The 24,611-nt window shown below is 57.1% G+C and carries 19 protein-coding genes; all 19 read left to right on the top strand.

The window, feature by feature from the left end; all coding sequences use genetic code 11:
• Positions 1 to 21 precede the first annotated feature (21 nt).
• The 19 genes from rpmA (at position 22) to holA (ending at position 24,603) form a co-directional block, all read left to right on the top strand.
• Positions 22 to 300, top strand: a complete 279-nt coding sequence (gene rpmA, locus ACLI1L_RS10015) for a 50S ribosomal protein L27 (RefSeq protein WP_005324079.1) — start codon at positions 22 to 24, stop codon at positions 298 to 300.
• A gap of 575 nt (positions 301 to 875) precedes the next feature.
• Positions 876 to 6,788 carry a DUF5979 domain-containing protein gene (locus tag ACLI1L_RS10010; RefSeq protein WP_411707483.1) on the top strand — a complete coding sequence of 1,971 codons (5,913 nt, stop codon included), beginning with the start codon at positions 876 to 878 and terminating at the stop codon, positions 6,786 to 6,788.
• A gap of 438 nt (positions 6,789 to 7,226) precedes the next feature.
• Positions 7,227 to 8,723 (top strand): SpaH/EbpB family LPXTG-anchored major pilin, encoded by a 1,497-nt coding sequence (locus ACLI1L_RS10005; RefSeq protein ID WP_086588275.1) that lies wholly within the window; start codon positions 7,227 to 7,229, stop codon positions 8,721 to 8,723.
• 144 nt (positions 8,724 to 8,867) lie between these two features.
• Positions 8,868 to 10,289 carry a hypothetical protein gene (locus ACLI1L_RS10000; RefSeq protein ID WP_411707482.1) on the top strand — a complete coding sequence of 474 codons (1,422 nt, stop codon included), beginning with the start codon at positions 8,868 to 8,870 and terminating at the stop codon, positions 10,287 to 10,289.
• 65 nt (positions 10,290 to 10,354) lie between these two features.
• Positions 10,355 to 11,227 (top strand): class C sortase, encoded by an 873-nt coding sequence (locus ACLI1L_RS09995; RefSeq protein ID WP_411707481.1) that lies wholly within the window; start codon positions 10,355 to 10,357, stop codon positions 11,225 to 11,227.
• 84 nt (positions 11,228 to 11,311) lie between these two features.
• Positions 11,312 to 12,844 (top strand): GTPase ObgE, encoded by a 1,533-nt coding sequence (obgE, locus tag ACLI1L_RS09990; protein ID WP_411707480.1) that lies wholly within the window; start codon positions 11,312 to 11,314, stop codon positions 12,842 to 12,844.
• Positions 12,845 to 12,904: 60 nt separating this feature from the next.
• On the top strand, positions 12,905 to 14,137 hold the full coding sequence (gene proB / locus ACLI1L_RS09985; protein ID WP_086588279.1) for a glutamate 5-kinase: 1,233 nt from the start codon (positions 12,905 to 12,907) through the stop codon (positions 14,135 to 14,137).
• A gap of 33 nt (positions 14,138 to 14,170) precedes the next feature.
• Complete coding sequence (locus ACLI1L_RS09980; protein WP_411707479.1) at positions 14,171 to 15,100, top strand: D-isomer specific 2-hydroxyacid dehydrogenase family protein; 930 nt, start codon at positions 14,171 to 14,173, stop codon at positions 15,098 to 15,100.
• Positions 15,100 to 16,005 carry a D-isomer specific 2-hydroxyacid dehydrogenase family protein gene (locus ACLI1L_RS09975; protein WP_411707478.1) on the top strand — a complete coding sequence of 302 codons (906 nt, stop codon included), beginning with the start codon at positions 15,100 to 15,102 and terminating at the stop codon, positions 16,003 to 16,005. Before ACLI1L_RS09980 ends, ACLI1L_RS09975 begins: the two co-directional genes overlap by 1 nt.
• On the top strand, positions 16,005 to 16,316 hold the full coding sequence (locus tag ACLI1L_RS09970; RefSeq protein ID WP_411707477.1) for a hypothetical protein: 312 nt from the start codon (positions 16,005 to 16,007) through the stop codon (positions 16,314 to 16,316). The genes ACLI1L_RS09975 and ACLI1L_RS09970 overlap by 1 nt, the downstream gene beginning before the upstream one ends.
• Positions 16,317 to 16,388: 72 nt before the next feature.
• Positions 16,389 to 17,657 (top strand): glutamate-5-semialdehyde dehydrogenase, encoded by a 1,269-nt coding sequence (locus ACLI1L_RS09965; protein WP_411707476.1) that lies wholly within the window; start codon positions 16,389 to 16,391, stop codon positions 17,655 to 17,657.
• Positions 17,658 to 17,668: 11 nt separating this feature from the next.
• Positions 17,669 to 18,610 (top strand): cutinase family protein, encoded by a 942-nt coding sequence (locus tag ACLI1L_RS09960; RefSeq protein WP_411707475.1) that lies wholly within the window; start codon positions 17,669 to 17,671, stop codon positions 18,608 to 18,610.
• Between the two features lie 9 nt (positions 18,611 to 18,619).
• Positions 18,620 to 19,237 carry a nicotinate-nucleotide adenylyltransferase gene (nadD, locus tag ACLI1L_RS09955; protein WP_023020946.1) on the top strand — a complete coding sequence of 206 codons (618 nt, stop codon included), beginning with the start codon at positions 18,620 to 18,622 and terminating at the stop codon, positions 19,235 to 19,237.
• Positions 19,238 to 19,383: 146 nt separating this feature from the next.
• Positions 19,384 to 19,827, top strand: coding sequence for a ribosome silencing factor (rsfS, locus tag ACLI1L_RS09950; RefSeq protein WP_179387589.1), 444 nt, complete (start codon positions 19,384 to 19,386; stop codon positions 19,825 to 19,827).
• Between the two features lie 6 nt (positions 19,828 to 19,833).
• Positions 19,834 to 20,532, top strand: a complete 699-nt coding sequence (locus tag ACLI1L_RS09945) for a histidine phosphatase family protein (RefSeq protein ID WP_411707474.1) — start codon at positions 19,834 to 19,836, stop codon at positions 20,530 to 20,532.
• Positions 20,532 to 21,407 (top strand): DegV family protein, encoded by an 876-nt coding sequence (locus ACLI1L_RS09940; RefSeq protein ID WP_411707473.1) that lies wholly within the window; start codon positions 20,532 to 20,534, stop codon positions 21,405 to 21,407. Before ACLI1L_RS09945 ends, ACLI1L_RS09940 begins: the two co-directional genes overlap by 1 nt.
• Before the next feature lie 99 nt (positions 21,408 to 21,506).
• Complete coding sequence (locus ACLI1L_RS09935; protein WP_411707472.1) at positions 21,507 to 22,193, top strand: helix-hairpin-helix domain-containing protein; 687 nt, start codon at positions 21,507 to 21,509, stop codon at positions 22,191 to 22,193.
• Positions 22,194 to 22,211: 18 nt separating this feature from the next.
• Entirely contained in the window at positions 22,212 to 23,624 is a 1,413-nt protein-coding gene (locus ACLI1L_RS09930; protein WP_411707471.1) for a ComEC/Rec2 family competence protein, read from the top strand.
• Position 23,625: 1 nt separating this feature from the next.
• Positions 23,626 to 24,603, top strand: a complete 978-nt coding sequence (holA, locus tag ACLI1L_RS09925; protein ID WP_411707470.1) for a DNA polymerase III subunit delta — start codon at positions 23,626 to 23,628, stop codon at positions 24,601 to 24,603.
• The last annotated feature ends 8 nt before the right edge of the window (positions 24,604 to 24,611 follow it).

Raw genomic sequence — 24,611 nt, 5'->3', positions numbered from 1 at the left:
CCCTGAAGGAGGGAAAACCACATGGCACACAAGAAGGGTGCTTCCAGCTCCAGCAACGGTCGCGATTCCGAGTCCAAGCGTCTCGGCGTCAAGCGCTTCGGTGGTCAGCAGGTTAATGCCGGCGAGATCATCGTGCGTCAGCGCGGTACCAAGTTCCACCCAGGTGAGAACGTAGGCCGCGGCGGCGACGATACCCTGTTCGCGCTTGCAGCTGGCTCCGTTGAGTTCGGTATCAAGCGTGGCCGTCGTATGGTCAACATCGTCCCGGCTGAGGAGGTTGCTGCAGAAGCAACTGCCTAACTAAGGCCGACTAAGAAAACATCCCCGAACAAGCTCTTACTTAAAGTGGGAGTGGTTCGGGGATATTTTTGTTTTATAAGCGATCCTGGTTGTGGTGCCGGGGAGCCACAGACCGCTCCCTTCTCACGTGAGCTTTTGGGGGAGGACAAATAAGCTGCCTCTACGATGCAGAGCTTTAGGAGTCTGGTAGGCATCACCCAGGTGACACCGCGTCGCATGTGCGAATATCAAGGGATGCGGTGGCTGCGGGGTAGTTGAGCGATTGGAATAGCTATGGCGTAATTTCGCTCAGAATGCTTCAAGTTTTGCTTCTCAAGAACCGGCTTGCGTGCAGAACGCTTCCTCCAACTCGCCAGTGATGGAGCACTTGGAGGAATAGATTCTATGGGTCAATAAATTCCTTGATTTTAGCTGGACGGAAACCCAAAAATTTCTTCATTTAGCCTTGTCACACGGTTGGAAAGGTTCAATTTACCGAGTAACATACTTTGGGAATAGTGCTGAGATTGTGTGTTTATGCGGTAAACGGATCATATTGTTTTCGGCGGTTTTGTAACCGGAAGGATTACGCAAATATGGCTTTTTCTGCCAATAGCCAGCATCGTTTCCATAGTCCGCTCACCGTGCGGTTGATGGCCTGTGTAACGATCCTTTTAGTCGGGCTCGCGCTCCTAGTAGTGCCTCACAATGAGCCTCAGGCTGAGGCCGCTACTACTTCAACGACCACTGGCTCGCCATTTGGGGACTGCACCTTCCGAAAGGGAACTGGCGTAACCGAGCCATGGGCGAGCAAAATTTGTTGGTTGGATGTTAGCAACATGACCACGCCTGGTCACAAGACCAGAAAGATTGGCGACTACACCATTGAGTTTGATCTCTCGATTGATGCTAAAGACTCGGCGACCAAATATACTGCAGAACCCAATCCTTCGTGGAACTTAGCTGTCTTTGGCAAGCCTGGCTTCTTTGAAAAGGGAAGCGAAAACCTCAAGGACGTCCTGCAAATGACGGGCGGCAACAATAGCTTTACTAGGTTTACCTTGGATAACATAGTGGTCAAACGAGGGGAAAGCTCTTCCCCCGTATCGAATTATAGGTTCGCAGTCGCCGATGCGGAGGCAACCGGTGCGGGCGGTCCCGGTGAAATGATCAGCGTAGACGGAGGGCAAGTAAGCGCACCCACCGAGCTGAAATCAGGAACCGGTGAGAAACCTGCCTGCGAACTCAAGTTTGGTGCGGGTAATGAGCCTGTGGACAATCGGTGGGGTCCAATGGCCGATGGAAGGAGCCGCGGCTTTGTCTGCCATTCAAAGCAAACCGGCAGTCACGCCTCCTGGATCGTAGGAGTGGATAAGCCTCAGAAGATGCAAATCAGTATGGGGTCGTACTCAAACGGTACTCAAGCAGTTGCCCTGGGCGTTGCATTGAGCCGAATCAACTTCGGTTCCGCCAAGGATTTCGCCCAAGTAGAATCCACGACCGAGGAAAAGCTGAGCGGTCAAACCCGAACTGCTAGCTATACTCCGTTCCTTCGTGACGGGAACACGGATACCAATTTGCCGGCACCAGAAAATGGTTATACCACCGCGATGCGTAGGTTGGACACGACGGGTACAGCGCAGGATCGGATTGGTTTTCGCTCGCAGACTAATCCCACGGACAAGGCATTCGATCGGTATGATCCCGTATGGACCTGTACTCTGAGTTCCTCCGATGGAGCTAGCGAGACCAAGGTAATTAAAGGCGGTAGCGTTCCTGACGGATACTCTCTTGAAAAAGATACCGCGAGTGGAACGTCTCGGCTGCTTTTGCCGTCAAGCGAAACAAGACAACCTAACTGTAGCGTTGTATGGAAGTCAAAATTTAAGCCCGCTTCTCTGACTCTGGGCAAAAACGTAGAGGGTTCAGCTGCGAACTTTAGTGATGTGCAGCTACAAAAATTTACGCTGCATTATAAGTGCACTGCGCCTGCTGGGTTCACAACTGCATACCCAGACATCAAGCTGGAAGATGACGTAAAGCTCGAGCGTGGTACGAACACCGTAATCGACCGTTTGCCTCAGGGCGCTAGTTGTACTGTAACTGAGAAGTTGACGGAAGGTGCTCAGCCTAGTGCAGGCATCGATTTCAGCCTGTCTTGGAATGGTCAACAAGCCACAGGAAACATTGATAGCCCAGTAAAGGTTGATCTTAATCCTGCAGCAGGAGACACCAGTGGTGTCGTTGCGGGTTCAGCCAAGGCCTTAAACAAGTATGACTATCAAAAAGCTTCGCTGAAACTGAGCAAGCACATTTTGGGAGAACCTGTCAGTAACGGGAAGGTAGGAGGATCCTACCGATTCGGCGTGCGGTGCGAGGGCACCAATCTGGGGCAGCGAGAAGTCTCCTTTGATCTAACAAAAGCCAGCCCCACCAACGCAGTGACGATTTCGGATCTTCCAGTGGGGCGCGATTGCGTCTTAACCCCGTTGACCGACCTCACCGAGCAGCAACGCCAAACGATCAAACTGGACAAGCGCGATGGTTCCCTAAACGGCCAGCACCTTGATCCTGATGGAAATAATGGCTTTCACTTCACCTTGGGCAAGCAAGGTGAAACAAAGGAACTCCACTTCGAAACTAGCTATTCCTATCTAACTTCGCCCCTAGTTATCCGCAAAGAGATAACAGGTTTGGCCGCGGGTAACGACGATCTAAAGGCACTAAGCTTTGATATTAATTATCGTTGCTCTTCTGAGGGACAAACCGTAAGTGAGGGTAGAACTACAATCGCCGCAACCGACGGCGAAAAGAGCGTTGGCGAAGTACGGATTGGCGCTGACTGTTTAGTCTGGGAAAATGAACCAGGAGATACCACCAATACGCATTTTCAAGGTGCCCGGGTTCGCGCCTCGGATGCTAGCGACAAGGTAACGGAACTGGATAATTCCGACGCAAAATCTCAAAAAGTAGCGACTATTCGAAAGGTTACTGGCACAGACCGCAACCTTGTCACGGTCTCAAACATCTACGATCCAAAACTGGGAACCGTGGATCTGCATAAGGTTGTGGATTCACAGGTCGAAGGGGGGCTGCCCGATTCCTATACGTTTACGTATCGCTGTGGAACCCGAAACATTGCGGGAGATAACGGTAAAGCTCTTCCTGTTGAGCTAAGCGGTAAGGTAGTTGTGCCAGCTGATGGAACGACGCGGTTGGAATCTGATGATCCTACCCTTGCCTCGAAGCTAAATAGCCAAGGTGGAAAGTTGGGCGTTCCCTATGGCAATGACTGCACCTTCACTGAAGAGACACCAAATGTTGCTGGTGGAATTATCTTCAGCACAGATGTTGATAGCGCAAAGACTACGGTCAACGCCGAGAACAATACCGCAACGGTAACCAATAAATTCACCGCTGCCGGAAAAGGCCTTACGGTTTCCTTGCGTACCGGCGGGCGGAGCACTCTTGCGCCTGAATCGCTGTCGTATTCATTGCGTTGTGACAATGGCTATAACACCAACTTTGACCTTAAATCCGGCGATCAGGCAGTCATTCCTGCCCAGAAAGTTCCGAAGGGCACTAATTGTTCGCTAAAAGAGTCAGGTGACTCAGATAAACGGACCTCTGAAAGCGGCAACGAATATCCGATTCGCAATGATTCAGAATACTTGTACGCCGCAGACGATAATGAAGGTAACGATATTGGCGACGGGGCACAGTTCACTATTGGTGACCAATCAACCATGGACGTGCATCATCACTATGACTTCGTCCAAGCTTCGGTTGAAGACTCCAAACAGGTGGAGTTTAACGACCCTGATTCCTTGATTTCTGATGCACGCCGCAAGATTAAGTCGGAGCGTGTCTTCCCTGTCGAATTGAAATGTACTAACCCAGATGGCTCCGCAGGCATTGACGTCACAACGACCGTTCAACAAGGAGTTCAGAGCGAACCTATCCAGGTCAACGTGGGCTCTGACTGTACTGCCTCAGAGGGAGAAACAACCACAGCGGTGGGCATCACCCTAGACAAGTCGATTAATGTCAATGGAACCCCCACAGAGGGAGGAACGGCGAAGTTTACCGTAGGCAATTCAGATAGTGTCGACGTAACTTTCGTAAATACCTATTCCCGTCGAACCACGTATATTGAGCTCAGCAAAAAGGCAATTTTGCCGAGCGACAGCATTCGTGATCAGTACAAGAATGCCAATAAGGATCTGCAGGATGCGCTTTATGATCACCATTTTGATCTAGTATGCCGTGATCCGGAAACGGGAGACGAGGCAGTACTGCAGAGCCAAAGCGGATCCATTAAGGGCGAAGGCAAGACTACCTTTACAGGTGTCCCAGTGGGTGCGGATTGCCAAATTACTGGTGACCACTTTGGCTCCCTAAAGCTGACCATGAACGATGGCAGCGATGATCTAAATGCGTACTTACGGCCCGCCTATGTTGACTGGGTGGTGGATAGGCAAGGTGGAAACGCTTACCCAGATCAGAAGCTGGATAATGAAAAGACAACCTCGCCAGCATTCCTTACCGCGGATGAACCGAATGACAATAAGATTCGACTCGACAACCATTATGAGTACGAAACCTCAAAGGTAAAGATCAGTAAGGATCTAGTAGGCAAAGATGGCAACCTGAAGGAAATTCCGGAGGATTATCCTTTCAATTTCACTATGCAGTGCAAGGCCATTGGCTATCAGACAAATAATATTGGCGAGACCTCCTTTATTCCAAAGAAGCTGCGTCCACAGTCGAGTTATATCTTGCCGTCGACGTTGAAGAAATCGGAATTTAACGGCACTGGTTCAAGCGGTGATGAGTCCATCTTGTCCTTCGCTTCGGACGAAGCTATCGTCCCTGCTGGTTCGTACTGCAGGTTCGCTGAAGAAGAGAGCTCTAGCACTCCGCAGACTTTACGGATTACACCAGACGAGCGAACCGTGACTGCGTATGCGCCAGCCCCAGACGCAAGTGACGCTCAGGACCTGCATTTTGTCAATCGCGTTGAGCGACGGACTGCTCCTGTGAAACTAGTCTTGAGTAACTTTGGTTACCTAGTGGGCGCCGATTCCCAAGGATATGAAGCTAATGTTGTGTGCAAGGATCCCGCAGACTCGGCGGCCTCTCAACAATTCCCACTAGCTTCTATTGCTGCTACGGAGCTTTCCCAATCGGACCAGGCTCCAGCAAATGGCCAAACTGTGGAGCTGCCAGTGGGCGGTGACTGTGAATTGGAGCTCAGTGGCCCAGCACTGCAGCCCCGCGGCGAACTTGAGGTGACGAACGGCGAACGAACCCCGTTGACTCAGTACACCAAGTGGTCACAAGGCGATCGTGAGGGTGCACAAGGATCACTTTCGGATATTCCTACCGAAGACGTATCTGCCGAAAACAAGAACCTCAAGTACTCTTTCGCTACGGCTGGAAATCTTCCTTCGGATAAGACGGAGCTAGTAATCGGTGTGGATATTTACCACCCCAGGGCTCATTATGATGCCACCTTTACCAAGACTGCAGATGGGGCCGTGGGCAAGGATGCTACTTTCCGGTTCGAGCACTCGTGTAGCGATCCAGCGTTGAGCGATTCTTCGCAGAGCAACGCTTTCACGCTTAAGGCAGGACAAAGTTATACGATTAAGAACATTCCGGTGAACAGTCCTTGCACCGTTAATGAAGTAGATGACGGTGTGAAGAACAATGACTCGATTTTCCATATTTCGCAGCATGGCGATTTGATAGAAGCAGATACTGAACACTCTGCGGCTATTCCTAGCAACCCTAAGGAAAATGGTTCTGAGCCGATTCGACCGGTATCGTTCACGGTTCGGCCGGTGACAGACGGGAAAGATACTTCTCGCTCTGGTGACCGTTGGACGCTGACCGCCGATAATAAATTCGCGGGCATAAGCGTCACGAAGTCGATTGAGGGCACGCCTTTGGGCAACCTGACCGGCGATCTCTTTGGAACCACCTTGTTGCCTGCTGAGGCCGAGAAGATGAGTATGTCTTACGAGGTAGCCAATGATGGCGCGTATGATTTGTCCGACTTCCGAATCCAAGATGCTTCTCTTGCAGGACTAACCCTGGTTAAGGACGGCACATCGGTAGAAGTAGGCAAAGATGGAGTCGTTCCGTCGAGCGTATGTGCACCGCCACAGTCCCTGGCTAGGGGAGAACCTTTCACTTGCTCTTTCGACGTCGTAATTCCAGCAGACAAGGACGAGACCTATCGCTATCCGGATTCAGGCCAGCCTGAAGTTAAGGTGACCGCGCAGGCCTCTGAGGGCGGACATCAGTTCACTACCTCAGCTAGTGATTCTCACGGAGCGCTTCGACCTTCTGGGCTCATCGGAGGTCTTTTGCCAGAAACCGGAATGCAGACCTTGGTGTGGGTACTGGTACTTGGGTTGATCCTCTTAAGCTTCGGCTTGTGGCGCTATCTACGTCGTCCAGATGAAGATGGCGAAGAAGATCGTCCAACCGGTCAAGATTAAAGCGCCGCGCACTGTTCCCGCTCCTTGAAGTAAAGGAGCGGGAACAGTGGGGCAGGGCCCTTAAGACGCAGTGCTTATCGGTCTATGAGCGGCTAGAGCGCGTGTTTTATATTCAGGAGGTTTCGCGCAATTAGAGCCAATCTCGGTTAATAGCAGTCCTATTAAAGGGGGATTAGTTTGCGAAAGACTGAAATATAACCCAAAACTTTGCCAGCGGAAGGAGCTTCGCAATAAGTATCTCCATGGGTAGTAGCGCCCGTGCGAGGACCTGGAATCGATATTTGTTCGATGCTATTTTGCGATGCGTAGATTTAATGGTTCTCCCGCTTGTGCTGGGGTTATGTATTCACATATACTCTGTTCAGAATTTCCTTCACTCAACTCTGTCGGCTCATTTGGAAAAGTCGAAATGGGTATTAACGAGAGGATAACCCTTATATGTCTCGTATTGTTTCCAAGACTTTCGCTATTGCACTCGCCGCCGGATTGGCCGCTGCTAGCCCTGCGGCATTTGCTGCACCTGGCGACACCACAACCGCTGCCGCTCCTTCTGCTTCGGCCCGCCAAACCATTGATGCCAAAGCAACGGGTTCCCTTACGATTGACAAGCGTAGTGGTGAAGTAGGCTCCGAGAACAAGCTCGCGGGCATGAAGTTCAAGATCGAGAAAGTTCAAATGGACAATACTCTCGATACCGCTGCAGGTTGGAAGGAAGCCGGAGAAAAAGTCGCTGCAGGTCCTGGTGAGGCAACGATTGACTCCGGATTTCAGGCTAAAGAGCTGACCACCGATGCAAGCGGCACCGCTAAGTTTGATGGTCTTCCAGTAGGACTGTACAAGGTTACTGAGGTTCCAGTAGAAGGCTCCAAGTACACCGTTGGTTCGCCGTTCTTGGTCACTATTCCTATGACCCAGGAAGACGGATCTATTAATTACAATCCGACTGTATCGCCAAAGAACCAGCTCATTCAGCCAAAGAAGACTTCCACTAATAACAATGCCAACGTGGGAGATAATATTGGCTACACCATCACCGCACCGGTTCCCGCTGGCGACGTCGATAAGAGTGGTGCGCGTACCCTGCCTAAGCTGCAGGTGACGGATGATCTGTCCGAATACCTCGATTATGCAAGCACTGCAGACCAAGTTTCCGTTGCAGTCAAGGGTGTCGATCTTGTTCGTGGCGATGACTACACCGTACAGATTTCTGGGAAGAATCTGACCGTCGATTTCACGAATTCGGGACTTCAAAAGCTGGCGCAGGCGCGAGCTGATCACCCAGATTTGGCAGTGGAGATTAAGTTCGATGCGAAAGTTGTGAAAATTCCAGCCAATGGTCAGATCACCAACACCGCTGTTGAGCATATCAACGGAAATGACATCAATACCTCGCCGACTGATAAGACAGACGGGCCGACGGTCACCCACTACAACGATGTTTCCATTACTAAGAACCTGAATGGTAATCCTACCGAAGACGGTAAAAATGGTGACGGCGCTGAATTTCAGGTCTTTGAATGTACCGAACAGAGTGGAAAGTGGACGGTAGCTGATGGTGCTGCCCCGATTAAGGGCGCCAACGCTGAAGGTACAGCTGCTGCGGACGCCACCCTCAAGGCTGTAGGTGCCGATAAAACCAAGGCAGCGGTAGCAAACGGCTACTTCCTGCAGTTTGATCCGGAAAAGGACTACTGTGCGGTTGAGACCAAGGCGCCGGCAGGCTACCTGGTGAACCCAGACCCACAGCACCTGACGGCTTCGCAGGACAAACGTGATGAGCGTGTCATCTTTACCGCCACTGTGGATGACGTGAAGGATAATATCTGGGGCAAGCTCCCGGCCACCGGTATGCGCACTATGTTGATTATCTTGGGCCTTGGCGCCCTGCTGTTCATCGGTGGTGCTGCTTATCAGCTGAAGCGTCGTAACGCTTAGCCTGCGATTATTGTCTATTCCGGCGCGGCCTAGAGTCGGCGTCGGAATAGTTTTTGAGCAGCAAGGGCTCGTGGCTAGGCGTGCCCTTGGACGCCCTGTCGAAGGAAGGTCTTGAAGGTGGGTGAAGGACAACGACGGCCCCGCATGTTTCGCGCGGGAGTCGTTGCGGCTAGCCTTTTAACGGGCTTGGCGGCGCAACCATTGGTAGCGCCATCTTTCGGTACAGGAGAAACCGCGGTAGCAGCTGCTCAAACGTTGAACGGCCGAGCCAGCGACGTGCACGTTGATCTCACTGAGTCAGTGGGTGCCGAGTGGTTTGGGAAAATTGGAGATAGAAAACTGGTGCTTTCGCGCATCAATGGCGTGGGCACTAAGGATCTTCCGGCCCTGGATGTTCCCCGGTTGCTCAAAGACAGCCCGGAGGACTTCGTCCGCATAGATGAGGCTGTGACTGCCGATGGCAAGGCCACCTTCCGCGGTGTTAAGCCCGGGATCTATTTGATTGACATCGCAGACAACCCAGGCTCCCAAGATCCGAGCGTGTCCTATGCTCCCTTTGTTATAGCTATTACTGGTGATGGTGAAGAGCATCGGGTGGAATTGAAAGCACAAGTCCTCAACGTCAGTATTATTCCGCGGACGTCGTGCTTAATTCCTGGTGAGCATTATGCGGTCGCCCCTGGCGGTGTGGTGAAATACGAGATTTCTGCTGCTACCCCGAATACGAGCACGGATGGGTCGATTGGCCATTATCGGCTCACCACAGAGTTATCGGACATGCATGAAGCACAGGATGGTGGCACGGACTCGGTTCAGTCAGAGCCAGCTTCCTTCGTTGAAGTCGAGTCCGTACGTCTTGTTGGTGCAGGCGAGATTTTCGAGCTTGATGCGAAGAGCTACACCGTAGAAAAGAAAAAAGGCAGCGTCACTATTGAACTTAAAAAGGAAGCCCTAGATAGGTTGGCGCAGCTTCGTGAATTAGACCCTAATACCGCAGTTAAGGTCACGCTTCGTTCACGGGCTAGGCAAGATGCTACGGGAGAGCTGCGTGCAACAACTACACTAGCCGCGGACGGCATGGATGCACAGCGCAGTGAGGTAGAGACGTCGGCAAGCACCGACGTTCCTATCTATAAATTTGAATCGTGTTTTCCACCCTCTGAGTCAAGCACCACCACTTCAAAAACCACTCCGGCGGTAACGCAGCATACGGAGCCGGAGCCTTCCGCTTCGGCGCCTTCCGCGTCGCGACCTTCCGCTGAACCTGCGGAACAAGGCTCCTCAAAGCCACACCCAGATAAGCCAAGTGACATTCCAGGCTTCCCCACGCCCCCAGATGAAGATGGGCACACAGGGCCGTTGACGCCCCAAGAAGGCGATCCCGAAACTAGCGATGAATCTGGAGAACATGGCGGTATTGTAGGCAGTCTCGCTTCCACGGGTGCTTCCGTTATTGGAGTGACAGTTCTAGCGGTGTTGCTGATTCTCGCAGGTATCATTTTGTTGATCCGGCGCCGAGATGACGAGGAAGATTCAGCCACAGCAACCGAAAAGGACGAGGGTTAATTGTGACAACAAGCGCGAAAGATAGGCCGGCCTCGACGCAAAGGAAGCGCAAGAAGGGCAATGCAGTGTCTATCATCGCGCTGCTTCTGGGGGCTTTGTTGCTGTTGTATCCAGTGGTATCAACACTGGCGAATCACAATAAGCTGATGCGCCAAACAGAAGCCTATAGTGGAAAGGTCGCTGATTTAAGCCAAGACGAAAAGGAACGGCAGCTACAGCGGGCCCACGAATACAATGACCGTCTTTTGGCAGAAGGTCCGCACGCGCGGCCACCGGTGAACACGGATCCCGGGATGGAAGACTATATGTCGCAGCTGAATGTGGATGGCCCCCAGGGAATGATTGCCCGCATACGCATTCCATCGATTGATGTGGATTTGCCGGTGTTCCATACCACCGCGCCAAAGGTGCTGTATCAGGGTGCTGGTCACATGTTTGGCTCAACCCTGCCGGTGGGCGGGGATGGGACCAATGCGGTGCTGTCGGCGCATACCGGCATGGTTAATGCAGCTATGTTTGACCGTTTGCCCACCCTTAAAGAAGGCGATGATATCTTCATCGACGTAATGGGGGAACGTTTGCGGTACAAAATGACCAGCCGGGAAGTAGTTAAACCCGATGATTACGAAGCCGTTACTTATGAACCAGGGCACGATAAAATCACGCTCATTACGTGTACCCCATATGGGCTCAATACCGATAGGTTATTGGTTCATGCGGAGCGATATCCATTGGATCCTGGGAATCCGGAACCATCGCCTGCGGGGTTCGGTTGGTCATGGTGGATGATTGCCGTCGTATTAATCGTCTTACTTACCCTGTTGCTCATTTTGTGGAAGAACCGGCGCAGACGAAAGAAGCGCAAAGAGCGGGAAGAACAAGAAGCCGCGAAGAAGAACCAGCCTGCAGTTGAAGGTGGATCTGATGCTGGGCACTAAGCCTCGCTAGCCGCTGTTTAGTTTGAATTCAGACGGTAACTGATAGACTTTTGGTCTCAACAAAATTCGAGGAGAGAGCAGTTCATGGCACGTTTTATTGACCGCGTCGTCCTGCACCTGCAAGCAGGCGATGGTGGACACGGCTGTGTGTCCGTCCACCGCGAAAAGTTCAAGCCTTTGGGCGGACCTGATGGCGGCAATGGCGGCCACGGCGGCGACATCATCCTCGAAGTCTCCGAGCAGATTCACACCTTGATGGACTTCCACTACCGCCCGCACATCAAAGCGCAACGCGGCGGCAACGGTGCCGGCGATATGCGCAACGGTGCCCGCGGTGAAGACCTGATTCTAGAGGTTCCCGCCGGCACTGTGGTGCGCACGGAAAAAGGGGAGACCCTAGCGGATCTCACCATTCCGGGCACTCGCTTCGTTGCTGCAGAAGGCGGTTATGGCGGATTGGGCAATGCCGCGCTGGCTTCCAAGAATCGCAAGGCCCCGGGGTTTGCTCTTCAAGGCGAGCCAGGTCAAGCGCACGATCTGATCCTCGAGTTAAAGTCCATGGCAGATGTCGGACTGGTGGGCTTTCCCTCGGCAGGTAAGTCTTCGCTGATTTCGGTGCTTTCGGCAGCCAAGCCAAAGATCGGCGATTATCCGTTTACTACCTTGCAACCGAATCTCGGCGTGGTGGATATGGGGGATAGTTCCTTTACCATCGCAGACGTGCCAGGCCTTATCCCCGGCGCAGCCGATGGCAAGGGCTTGGGCCTGGATTTCCTGCGCCACATCGAGCGCACCGCGGTGCTTGCTCACGTGGTCGACACAGCTTCCATCGAACCGGGCCGTGATCCGGAATCCGATATCGAAGCGCTAGAAAACGAGCTGGCTAAGTATCAGGAAGCTCTCCAGGAAGACACCGGTCTTGGCGATCTTCGCGAGCGCCCACGCATTATTATTCTCAATAAAGCGGATGTCCCAGAAGCGGAAGAGCTGGCGGAGTTCGTTAAGGATGACCTCAAAGAGAAATTCGGCTGGCCCGTCTTCATTATCTCCGCGGCGGCCCGCAAGGGGCTGGATCCGCTGAAGTATAAGCTCATGGAGATGGTGACGGAACACTATAAAGCGCAGCCGAAGCCAAAGCGCGATCCGAAGCACAGCATCATTCATCCGAAGGCACAGGCGCACAAGAAGAACACTGGTTCCTTCGCTGATTTCGCCATCGCCCGCGATCCGGAAGTCGAAGGCGGCTTCATTGTCGAGGGCGAGAAAATCGAGCGCTGGATCACCCAAACCGACTTCGAAAATGACGAGGCCGTGGGCTATCTGGCTGACCGTCTGGCCAAGGCCGGCGTGGAGGATGAGCTGCGCGCGCAGGGTGCCGTGGAAGGCTGTCCGGTGACGATCGGCGGTATTACCTTCGAGTGGGAGCCTATGACTGGCGGTGATCCGACGATGGCCAGCCGCGGCGAGGACGCCCGTTTGAAGGGCACTAGCCGCGTTTCCGCCGCCGAGCGCAAGCGTGCCTCTCAGGCACGCCGTGGTCTTATCGATGAATACGATTACGGCACCGATGAAGAGGTCACTCGCGAGGGTGCTAATCGGGATAGGTGGCAAGGCTAGTTCGGTAGGCCCCCTCTTCTTGGGGTGTATAAGAGGGGGCGCTTTGTAGACTCGGTTGGCATGTCTTCTGATGAACAGAAAGAGTCCATCCTTCCACTTCCGGTAGAGCCTTTTGCTGGGCCTACCGCCGATACTCCCTTTCCAGAATCGCTCGATGAGAACCCGGTAGCCTCCGGTTTTGAATCGGAGCTTCGCCACGATATCGCGCACGCTAAGCGCGTCGTGGTCAAGATTGGTTCCTCTTCCCTCACGGATGAAAATTTCCGTGTTTCGCAGGAAAAGATTGATCACATCGTCGATGCCGTTCATGCGCGCATGGGCCGCTCCGATGTCATTATCGTTTCTTCGGGTGCGGTCGCCGCCGGCATGGGGCCGCTCGGGCTGCACCAGCGTCCCACCGATCTGGCTACCAAGCAGGCCTCCGCTTCTGTAGGCCAGGTGCATTTGGCCTATGTGTGGGGCCAGTCCTTTGCTCGCTATCAGCGCACCATCGGCCAGGTTTTGTTGACTGCGTCAGATACTGGTCACCGCGATCGCGCCCGCAACGCGCAGCGCACCATTGATCGCCTGCGCCAGCTGCGTACCATTCCTATCGTCAACGAGAATGACGCCGTGGCTACTTCGGAGATGCACTTCGGCGATAACGATCGCCTCTCCGCGCTGGTGGCCAACCTGGTGGGCGCGGATGCGCTCTTCCTCTTCTCCGATGTGGATGGTCTCTACGACAAGAACCCGGCCGAGCCGGATGCCAAGTTCATTGATGAGGTGCGCACCGGCAAGGACCTGAAGGGCGTTGTCGCTGGTGATGGCGGTAAGGTCGGCACCGGCGGCATGGCCACCAAGGTGTCTGCGGCCCGCTTGGCTACCCGCGGTGGCATTCCCGTGCTATTGACCTCCACGGATAATATTGGCCCCGCGCTTGCCGACGCCTCTGTGGGCACCGTCTTCCACACCCGCGAGGAACGCCAGCTTTCCGCCTGGAAGTTCTGGGCACTCTACTGCGCCGATACCGGCGGAGCCGTCCGCCTCGATGAAGGCGCCAAGGAGGCCGTGACCAAGGGCGGCATTTCGCTGCTTGCCGTCGGCATTACCGATGTCCAAGGCGAGTTTAATAAGGGCGAAATCATCGATATCCTCGGCCCGAACGGCGAGGTCATCGGCCGCGGTGAAGTCCGCTTCGACTCTGAGGAGTTAAACACCATTAAGGGCAAGAAGATGGAGGAGTTGCCCGAGGAACAGCGCCGTTCCGTTGTTCACGCGGACTACCTCTCCAACTTCGCCTCGCGTATTTAAACCTAGGTGCGAGATTGCCCGTATGGTTGGGGCATGAAATATTTCATGGGACCGGAAACCTGGCAGCCGATGGTAGAAGATATCGAGGCTGCCGGGCACCAACGTGTGGAGCGCATTGAAGAGGCCGAGGTTTATATCAATAATGCTCCGAACCCGCGCCGCATCCCCGAGATGCCGGAGAATATTGGCTGGGTGCAGCATTGTTTTACCGGCGTAAATCAGCTCATTGATGCCGGGGTCATCACCCCAGACGGCGTGCCATGGTGCAACTCCGCCGGCGCTTTTGCCCAGCCGGTAGCCGAATCTGCACTTGGCCTGGCCCTGTCACAGGCGCACCACCACAAAGCTTTCGCCCAGGCCGCTTCGTGGTCGGTAGCACAGGAGCTGGACGAGTCCCAGGCCTGGCTTTATAACCAGCGAGGGCCGAAGAGGGCAGCCATCTTCGGCGCTGGGGGCATCGGCAAGCAGCTTATTAAGCTGCTGAAACCGTTTGGCGTGCACATTACCGCGGTCAATCGCTCCGGCCGCTGGGTGGAAGGCGCCGATGAGGTCGTGCCCATGGATAAGGCCGACCACGTGTGGGTCGAGGCCGATTTCATTTTCTGTATCCTGCCTGCGACCAAGGACACCGAGGGGTTAATCGATGCCGCCGCCTTCCGCGCGATGAAACCCTCCGCCATCTTTATCAACGTTGGCCGTGGCAGCACCGTAGTAACCGATGATCTGGTGGCGGCCCTGCGCGACGGTGAGATCGCTGGCGCCGGGCTGGAGGTTATGGATCCCGAGCCACTGCCTGATGGCCATCCGCTCTATGACCTGCCCAATTGCACCATGACGCCGCACATGGCTGCCTCCGCGCACGTAGCGCAGCACCACCTGGGCGCTATCTTCAACGCCAATGCCGCGGCGTGGGAGAGGGGAGAGGCGATGCCTACCCGCGTCGATGTGGAGGCGGGCTACTAATGAAGTACGCGATGCTACCCACCCCGTGGGAGGAAACCCTGCAGGCACTCGATGCAGCGGGTCACGAGCGCGCCCCACTGGAAGATGCCGAGGTTCTCATCTTCAACGGCGGCCCAGATGATTTCCCACGGCCCCTGCCACCGAGCGTGGGCCTGGTGCAGGTCCCCTTCGCTGGGGTGGATCACCTGCTCGACGTCATGCGTGATACCACCGCCCGCTGGTCTAATGCCGCCGGCCTGTATGACGCCACCGTGGCGGAATCCACCATTGCGCTCCTGCTCGCCCATTTGCATGCGCATAAGCGCGTAGGGACTAGCTGGGATAACCGCGATGAGGTTGAGGCCCACACCAGTTTCCTTTTTGAAGATAGGACAGTAGCGGTGGTGGGTGCCGGGGGCATCGGCAAGCGGCTTATTCGTATGCTGGAAGGCTTCGGACCACGCATAATCGCGGTCAATCGCTCCGGCAATCCAGTGGAAGGCGCCGATGAAACCTTTGCCACCACCGATATTGAGCGCGTGTGGCCGGCCGCCGATTATTTTGTGGCACTTGCGCCGCTAACGGAAGAGACCCACCAGCTTTTCGATGCTGCTGCCTTCCGCGCCATGCCCGACCACGCAGTGGTAATTAACGTCGGCCGCGGTCCGCTCGTGGACACCGAGGCCCTTGTTGACGCTCTTCGTGCCGGCCATATCGCCGGCGCTGGCTTGGATGTTACCGACCCCGAGCCGCTGCCCGATGGGCACCCACTGTGGGACATGCCTAACGTGGTCATCACCCCGCACCTGGCCAACCCTCCCTATTCGGTGCGCCGGCGCATCGGCTCGCATACAGTACAGGTCATGGAGCGTTACTCCGCAGGTGAAGCAATCCCCACGGAAGTCGATATTCAGGCGGGTTATTAATGGACAACGCCGCCTCACAAGACGGTTCTTATCAAGGGAGCTCTTTTAATCCCACCGAAGCCGAGGTCGCGGATATGAAGGAACGCCGGAAGAAGGTACAGGCGGTCGATTATGCTGCCTGGGCGGCCACCATCCTTTCCGTCGTGCTCGGCTATTTCTTCTTCCACTGGTCCTATTTTTGGGTTATCCCGATTTTCTGTTTTATATGCTCGGCCGGAGCCCGCCACGTTTATAACTTGAGCTATTACGAAGAGGAATACCTCATGTTCGAGCGGAAGGACGAGAAGCGCCGCCGCGAGCTCGGCCAATAAGCAGACCACCGTGCGGGTGCTTGCCGCCCAACTGGCTGAAATGCGCGTGGCCTTTCGTTAAGCTGGTATGGCATGAGCAACACTGAACGCGAAGAAGTTCTGTCCAAAGCCCGTGCTGCCAAGGAAGTGGCGCCCGTCGTGGCGCAGCTGTCCACGCCGCGCAAGAATGAGATCTTGCAGCGCGCAGCCGACAACCTCATTGCCCACACCGAAGCCATTCTCGCCGCCAATAAGCAGGATATCGATGCCGGCCGCGAACGCGGCATGTCCGAGTCCCTTATTGACCGCCTGTCTCTCGACGCCGCGCGCGTGGAAGGCATTGCCGGCGGCCTGCGCCAGGTAGCCGGCCTGCAGGACCCAGTAGGGGAGATCCTGCAGGGCCGCACCATGGATAACGGAATCCAGATGAAACAGGTGCGCGTGCCGCTCGGTGTCATGGGCATGGTCTATGAGGCCCGCCCGAACGTCACCGTGGATGCTTTCGGTCTGGCTATCAAGTCCGGCAATGTGCCGCTATTGCGTGGTTCCAAGTCCGCCCGCAACTCCAACGCCAAGCTGGTAGAAATTTTGCAGGATACCCTCGCCGAGTTTGACCTGCCGCGCGAGGCCGTGCAGCTTTTGCCGTGCGAGACGCACGATTCCGTCCAGGACCTCATCACCGCCCGTGGTCTGGTGGACCTGGTTATTCCGCGTGGTGGCGCAAAGCTTATTGAGGCCGTCGTTACCGGCGCCACCGTCCCCGCCATTGAGACCGGCACCGGCAATTGCCACTTCTACGTGGATGCTTCTGCAGACATTGAGAAGGCCATCGACATGGTCATCAACGGAAAGACCCGCCGCACCTCCGTGTGCAACTCTACGGAGTGCGTGCTAATCGACGCCGCTTTGGATGACTCCGTCAAGCTCCGCATCATCGCCGCGCTGCAGGATGCTGGCGTGACCATCCACGGCGACGTCGCCGAGCTCGAGGCCTTCGGCGTCAAGGATGCCGTGCAGGCCACCGATGAAGACTGGCGCGAGGAGTCACTATCTATGGATATCTGCGCCAAGGTGGTCGACGGCGTAGATGGCGCCATCGCGCATATCACCGAGTTCACCACTGGCCACACCGAGGCCATCGCCGCGCAAGACGCCGATGTCCTAGTGAAGTTCGGCAACGAGGTGGATGCCGCCGCGGTGATGCTCAATGCCTCGACCGCCTTCACCGATGGCGAGGTCTACGGCATGGGCGCCGAAATCGGCATTTCCACCCAGAAGCTGCACGCCCGTGGCCCAATGGCGCTGCCGGAGCTCACCTCTTCTAAGTGGATCCTGCAGGGTACCGGTCAGACCCGTCCATAATTCTCCCCGCCATGATTCGATCTGCTTTCTTCCGTACCGCCGTCGCCCTAAGCGCCTCGGCGGCGCTTGCCGTTTCTATAGCCCCCGCCGCCACCGCGAATGCTGCCCCCGTCGTGCCCCAGGCAGCGGCACAATCCGCCCCATCGCCGCAGCCTGCTGGGTGTCCCGAGTTCGTCGTTTTGGCTGCTCGTGGCTCCGACCAGAATGAGGAATACGGCGAGTATTTCGGACCGCAGCAGTATTCGCCGCATGCCGCGCCGTCGAATGGCTATGAAGGGGCAAACCTCTCCGCGCTTTTTCATCTAGTGGAAAAACGCCATCCCGGCACGATGGATAAAGTCCATGTCCTCGCCCTTGACCCCCAGGCATACCCGGCATCAATGAACCTGCCGCCGCTGGCGCAGGAAGGTGAGCAGTTGAATCCGCTCCAGCTTATTCGCCGCCTCGGTGGGGTAGTGATGGAGCATCCGTTGCACGAGCTGGCGTATTCGGTCACCGTTGGTTTTGTACATAGTTTGCGCACCGGCATGGCCAATGCTCCGCGCGTGGTGGAAAAGTATGAGCGCGAAACAGGCTGCCAGCCGCGCTATATTACGGCTGGCTACTCCCAAGGCGCCATTGTCGCTACCAGCGCGGAGCGCTACCTTGCACAACGAGGCAAGCTCGCGGGGGCAGTTTACCTGGGTAATCCCCTCAGCCGTCCCCACGGTATGGCGGGCTGGCTACCGCAGCGTTTGCTCTTACAACCTGCGGCATTGCCGGAATCGCGCCGGTTTAACTATTGCTTGGACGGAGACTTTGTTTGCGACCTGAACCTCGCCTCCGCCCACGACGCGTTGGCTACCAAGGCGGCTCGCCATGCTTCTTATTTTGTAGAGCCCTCGCTTGGCGACGCCGCTTTTGCCGACTCCCTCGCCACTTTGCTCACTCCCTCCTCGGCCGGGGGACTATAATCACCACCCATGACTAGCCCACAGCGCATCGGCATCATGGGTGGCACCTTTGACCCCATCCACAATGGTCACTTGGTAGCCGCCAGTGAGGCCGCGCATCGCTTTGCCCTCGATAGCGTCATCTTTGTGCCCACAGGTCAGCCTTGGCAGAAGTCTCACCGCGAGGTCACTGCGGCCGAGCACCGCTACTTGATGACGATGGTGGCTACCGCATCCAATCCGCGTTTTACCGTCTCGCGGGTAGATATTGACCGCGAGGGGCCTACCTATACCATCGATACGCTGCGGGATCTGCGTAAGCTTTTCCCAGAAGCGGAGTTCTATTTCATTACCGGCGCCGATTCGCTGGCCTCTATTATGAGCTGGCATAACTGGGAAGAGATGCTGGAGATGGCCCACTTCGTGGGGGTTACCCGCCCAGGATACGAATTAAGCGCTGATATGCTGCCCGCCGATGCGCAAGAGGATATTGACCTCATCGATATCCCCGCCATGGCCATTTCCTCCACCGCGTGCCGCGAGCGCTCTGCCCAAGGCCAGCCAGTGTGGTACCTCGTACCGGATGGGGTGGTGCAGTACATCACCAAAAACAATCTCTACGGTCCCAATCCGGATAAGCCCCTGTAGAAACTTTCACGGCCTTTCCCGGATTTTGGGCACGGGCCTGCTAAACGTGCAAGAATAGATTCTCACTAGAGATAGTCCATATCGAATGCACTCAGACGCGAAAAGGGAATTTATACACATTGTCTACTTCTGATCTCGCCCGCAGCATGGCAGAAACCGCGGCACACGCGGCGCAAGAAAAGTTAGCCACCAATATCGCGGCTATTGATGTCTCCGATGTCCTCGCAATTACTGAGGTCTTCGTGCTGGCTTCTGCAGATAACGAGCGCCAGGTGGGCTCCATTGTGGATGAAGTCGAAGATGAGATGACCAAGCAGGGTTTTGAACCGCAGCGCCGTGAAGGCAACCGCGAAAATCGCTGGGTGCTGCTGGATTACGGCAATATCGTCGTCCACGTCCAGCGCAATGACCAGCGCGAGTTCTACGGCTTGGACCGCCTTTACCATGATTGCCCGGCACTGGAGATTGAGGGCATCGAAGCCCCGGAGCGCCCGGGTGAATGGACCAATGGCGTCAACCCGCGTGAGGTAGATTCCATCGACGAGCTCCCACTGGCCGATAAGGTCCCAGGTGAGGACGAGGAGCTTTAAACCCATATGAGTCGCCGCCTGATCCTGATCCGCCACGGACAAACTACCTATAACGCCACCGGCCGCATGCAAGGCCACTTGGATACCGAGCTGTCCGAGCTGGGCTATGAGCAGGCCCGCGCCGCCGCGCGCCTGCTGCAGGATCAGGGCGTTTCTAAAATCGTTGCCTCCGATCTCATCCGCGCGCGGGAAACCGCCCGCGTTGTCGCTGAAAGTCTTGGCGTGGACTTCACCACGGATGCCCGCCTGCGCGAGACCCACTTAGGTCAGTGGCAGGGCAGAACCTCTGCTGAGGTAGATGCGGAGTTTCCAGGAGCGCGCGCCATTTGGCGCCACGATCCCACCTGGGCCCCACCGGAGGGGGAGTCTCGCGTGGATGTGGCTGAGCGTGCCCGACCCGTCATCGATGAGCTCATGGAAGACTTTGCCGGCTGGGACGCCGGCCCCGTCCTCATCGTGGCCCATGGCGGGGCCATCTCGGCGCTTACCTGCCACCTGCTGGGCCTTGACCATGCGCAGTACGGAATCCTTTCCGGATTGAAAAATACCCACTGGTCACAGCTGACGGCCCGCCCTGATTTCAACCCGGAGACGCCGCTGTCCTCGCTGGATTTCACCCCAGAGAATGTGGGCAGCGCCCAGTGGTATTTCGACGGCTGGAATATGGGCGGCGAGGTCACCGGGGACGGCGGGGCGGATATCTAGTGACGGTTCGCGTCATTACGGATTCCTCCGCGGGCCTGCCGCCAGAGTTGGCGGAGCAGCTATCCATCACCGTCATTGACTTACACCTCATGGAAAGCCACGGCAAGGATGGTCTGGAACATTCCACCTCGGGCTTGAGCGCGCTGGAGCTGGCCGCCGCCTACGGCCGCGAAATGGAGCGCGCCCAAGATGATGGCGTGGTAGCCATTCACCTGTCCAAAGAGCTATCTTCCACCTATTTCGCCGCGGTATCGGCCTCCGGCGTTTTTCCGCACACGGTGCGGGTCATTGATTCCGGCACGGCCGGCATGGCCATGGGGGCGGCCGCCATGTCCGCGGCGAAGCTCGCCTCGCGCGGCGCCAGCTTGGACGAGTGCTACGCCGCGGCCATCGATACCCTCAAACGCGCGGCTACCTGGGTTTACCTGCACTCCACGGAGGATCTGCGCCGATCCGGCCGACTTTCGCCGGCCACGGCAGTGCTGTCTACGGCGCTGTTGGCTACTAAGCCGATCATGTCGATTACCCGGGGCAAGCTGGAGCTGGTGGGCAAGACCCGCACCCAGACCAAGGCTTTTACCAAGCTGGTGGACCTCATCGCCTCCCGCGCCAACGGGGAGCCGGCCTTCGTCGCCATCCAGCACAGCCACGTTGAAGGCGCGGCCGCCAAATTGGAAGAGCTCCTTGCAGCAGCCCTGCCGCAGGGCTCGTCCTTCATCTGCACCCCGCTTAACGACGTCCTCTCGGTCCACACCGGCCCCTCCGCCATCGGTGTATCCGCCGTGTTTAGCTCCGCGCCGCCCGCTGAACCGGCGCATCTTCACACGCGCGGTCGACCCCGCGCCTTCCCACCGCGCCGTTCTGTGGATAACTAGCCCTACCACGCCGGGTTCTTTGACGCCTACAACAAGTTATCCACAGCCAGACTCCGCACTACCTACCGCCTGTGTGCGCTTGCGCTTAGTCTCAGCGCCATGGCGGCACCAAAAATCAGCGAACGACTCCGCGAATTTACTCAACCCACCGGCGAGGAAGAGCTCCTCTCCGTCGATTACCCGCGCCCGCGATTGCGAATCAGCCCTTGGCAAGCCTGCGCGGTGGCGGTCATTCTCGTCGTCGGCTTGGTGGCGTGGCTTGGCATCAACGCCCGCTCCGATGAATCCTCGGGCATGCCCGAGCCCGCGGCAATAAGCGGTGAATCCGGCGCCGCACCCAGTGCAGAGCCCAGCGAAATCATCGTCTCTGTCATTGGCGAGGTGGCCGAGCCCGGCTTGCAGACCCTCGAGCCCGGCGCGCGCGTCGCCGATGCCCTCGACGCCGCTCAACCCCTTCCCGGTGCAGACACAATCGCGCTCAACCATGCCCAGCGGCTTTCCGACGGCCAGCAGCTCCACATCCTTCCCTCCGGCGCCGCCCCACCTCCCGCACCTGGCGAACCAGCCCCAGCCGGCGGCAACGGCATCAGTACCGGCGGCGTGAGCCTGAATAACGCCACCGCGGAGGAACTTACAGAACTCAAGGGCGTTGGCGAGGTGACCGCGCAAGCTATCGTGGCCTACCGCGAGGAGCATGGCGGCTTCCAGGATATCGAGGAATTACTCGAGGTCTCCGGCATCGGACCGGCAAAGCTAGCGCAGCTTAAAGACCAGGTCCAGCTCTAGGCTGAGTACGAGCGCGCGATGCGAGAACTGCGGCTCGTCCCCGGCGCGGCCACCGCTTGGCTGGCTGTCATCGCTGTGCTGCTAGGCGGCCGTGGCTGGGCAATCTTTATCATTGCGGCGGTCGTCGGGTTCTGCCTGATCGCTCGCCAATGGGGCCAAGCGCTATTTTCCGGAATGGTCGCGACAGCCGCGGCGCTGGTCGCCGCGGTGCGCCAGGCCCGCGCCGCTGCGTTCGACCTCGGCACCGAGGTTACCGGCCGCCTGATCACCGCGCCGACGCAGACCAGCACGGGCGGCTGGCTGCTCAAGCTCAAGGTGCCAGGGTATCCGACTCAACTGCCGGTCTTTAGCTCGGAACCGGTCCCAGCCGCCGCAGGCGCCGAACTCACGGCCAGGGTGAAGGTGGGGGAGTCGGATAGGGTGGGCGTCGGAAAGCTCAGCGCCACTGCCACGGATGTGCAGGTAATCGGTGAGCCTGAGGGCCTAGCCGGCTGGGCGGCCCACGTGTCCGACACATTTCGCGTGCTGGTTGTAGATACCGTCGGCCCTTCCAGCCAGGGGCTCATACCCGGCATGGTGCTCGGCGATACCGCGCTGCAAAGCTCCGCCGAGCGCGACCTGTATATCATCACCGGTCTTTCGCACTTAAGCGCAGTTTCCGGTGCCAATGTCGCCATCGTGTGCTCCGCCGCAGCCATGGTCTGCGCCGCTTTCGCGCTGGGGCCACGCGCCCGCGTGGCTGCCTCTCTGTGTGCCTTGGCCACCTATGTTGTGCTCGTGGGTTTTGAACCCTCCGTCCAGCGCGCGGCCGTGACTGGGCTGGTGGGCCTGCTCGCCGTGCTCAATTCCACGCGCATGGAGCCCATCCACGCCTTAAGCCTCGGCATCATCGCCCTGCTCTTCGTGGATTCCGACCTCGCCGTGCACTTTGGCTTCGCCCTTTCCTGCGCGGCGACGCTCGGCATCGTGGCGCTTAGCCCGCTCATCTATAAACACTTGGCCACAACCGGCTGGCCTGCCATCTTTCTGCGCGTGGTCGCTGTGGCCATTGCCGCCGATATCGTTACCCTGCCGCTGGTGGCGCTTATGTCCGGCGAGGTCTCCGTGGTCTCCGTGTTGGCCAATATCCTGGTTGAGCCTGCCACCGTGCCAATTACCATCGTGGGGCTTATCGCCGCCGTCTTCGCCCAGCTCGGTCCGCTCGATGTGCTAGGCGCGGGCCTGCTGCGCCTTATAGAACCCTTTTCGTGGTGGATAAATACCATCGCCCACGGCGTGGCCCACCTTCCGGTGGTCACCATCCCCGCCAACCCGCTTTTTACGCTGTTGGCCTACGCCTGGATCATTGCCGGCCTCCTCTATCAGCGCCCTTGGCTGACTCTGGCGCTGACGCTAGCGGGCATCGCCTGGCTCGGTGTGGCGGCAGGTTAGAATGGCGGGCATGCCTCCAGTACACCTCATCCTCGGCGACGATGAATTCCTCACCGAACGCGCCCGCCTGCAGATTCAGCGTGCCGCGGCCGAGGAGAGCGGCCCAACCGGTGCTCGCCCCGAGCTGACCAAGCTTAAAGCTTCCGAAGTCTCCGAGGGCGAAATCCTTGAGGCCACTAGCCCCTCTCTTTTTGGAGATAGCCGCGTCATCGTCATCAGTGACTGCGAGCGAGCCGGCAAGGAAGTAGTCGATATCATCCTGCGTGCCTGCGCGAACCCCGCGCCGGGCATGACCATGGTCATCATTTACTCCGTGACGGCCAAGACCCTAAAGAAAAAGAAGAAGCAGCCTGAACTGGTGGCTAAGCTGCGTAAGATTGCCGAGGTTCACGAAGTCTTTTCGCTCTATCCCAATGAGCTGGGGCAGTGGGCCACCCGCGAATTCTCCTCCCATGGTGTGCGCCCGACCCCGGACGTCATCCATGCCGTGCTCGAAGGTGTGGGCTCTGACCTGCGCGAGCTGGCCTCTGCCATCTCCCAGTTGGTGTCCGATACCGGCGGCAACGTCACCCGCGAGGCCGTGCAGAACTACTACGTCGGCGTGGCCGAGGTTGCCAATTGGGATATTGCCGATGCCGCTGTTGCCGGCCGCGTCGAAGCCGCCGTGTCCACCTGCCGCCGTGCCCTGCAGCTTGGCGCCAGTCCCGTGGCGATTGCCGCGGCGCTAGCCAATAAGGTCGGAGCCGTAGCCCGCCTGTATTCCGCCCGCGGGGACCAGTATTCTTTAGCTAGCCAAACCGGCCTAGCACCCTACGTAATCAAGATGACCCAGCCGGTCGCTCGCCGCTGGTCCGCCAATAATGTCACCCGGGCCGTCATCTTGGTTTCGGAACTTGATGCCGCCGTTAAAGGCCAGGGCGGTGAGCCCGAATTCGCCATAGAGGCGGCCGTCAAACGAGTCGCGGAACTGGCGCGATAAGCTAGAAG

The organism is Corynebacterium sp. LaCa117, assembly GCF_046717765.1.
Taxonomy (GTDB): Bacteria; Actinomycetota; Actinomycetes; order Mycobacteriales; family Mycobacteriaceae; genus Corynebacterium; species Corynebacterium kefirresidentii.
The sequence above is the reverse complement of the archived record's forward strand: the minus strand, read 5'-3'. Positions and strand labels throughout refer to the sequence as shown.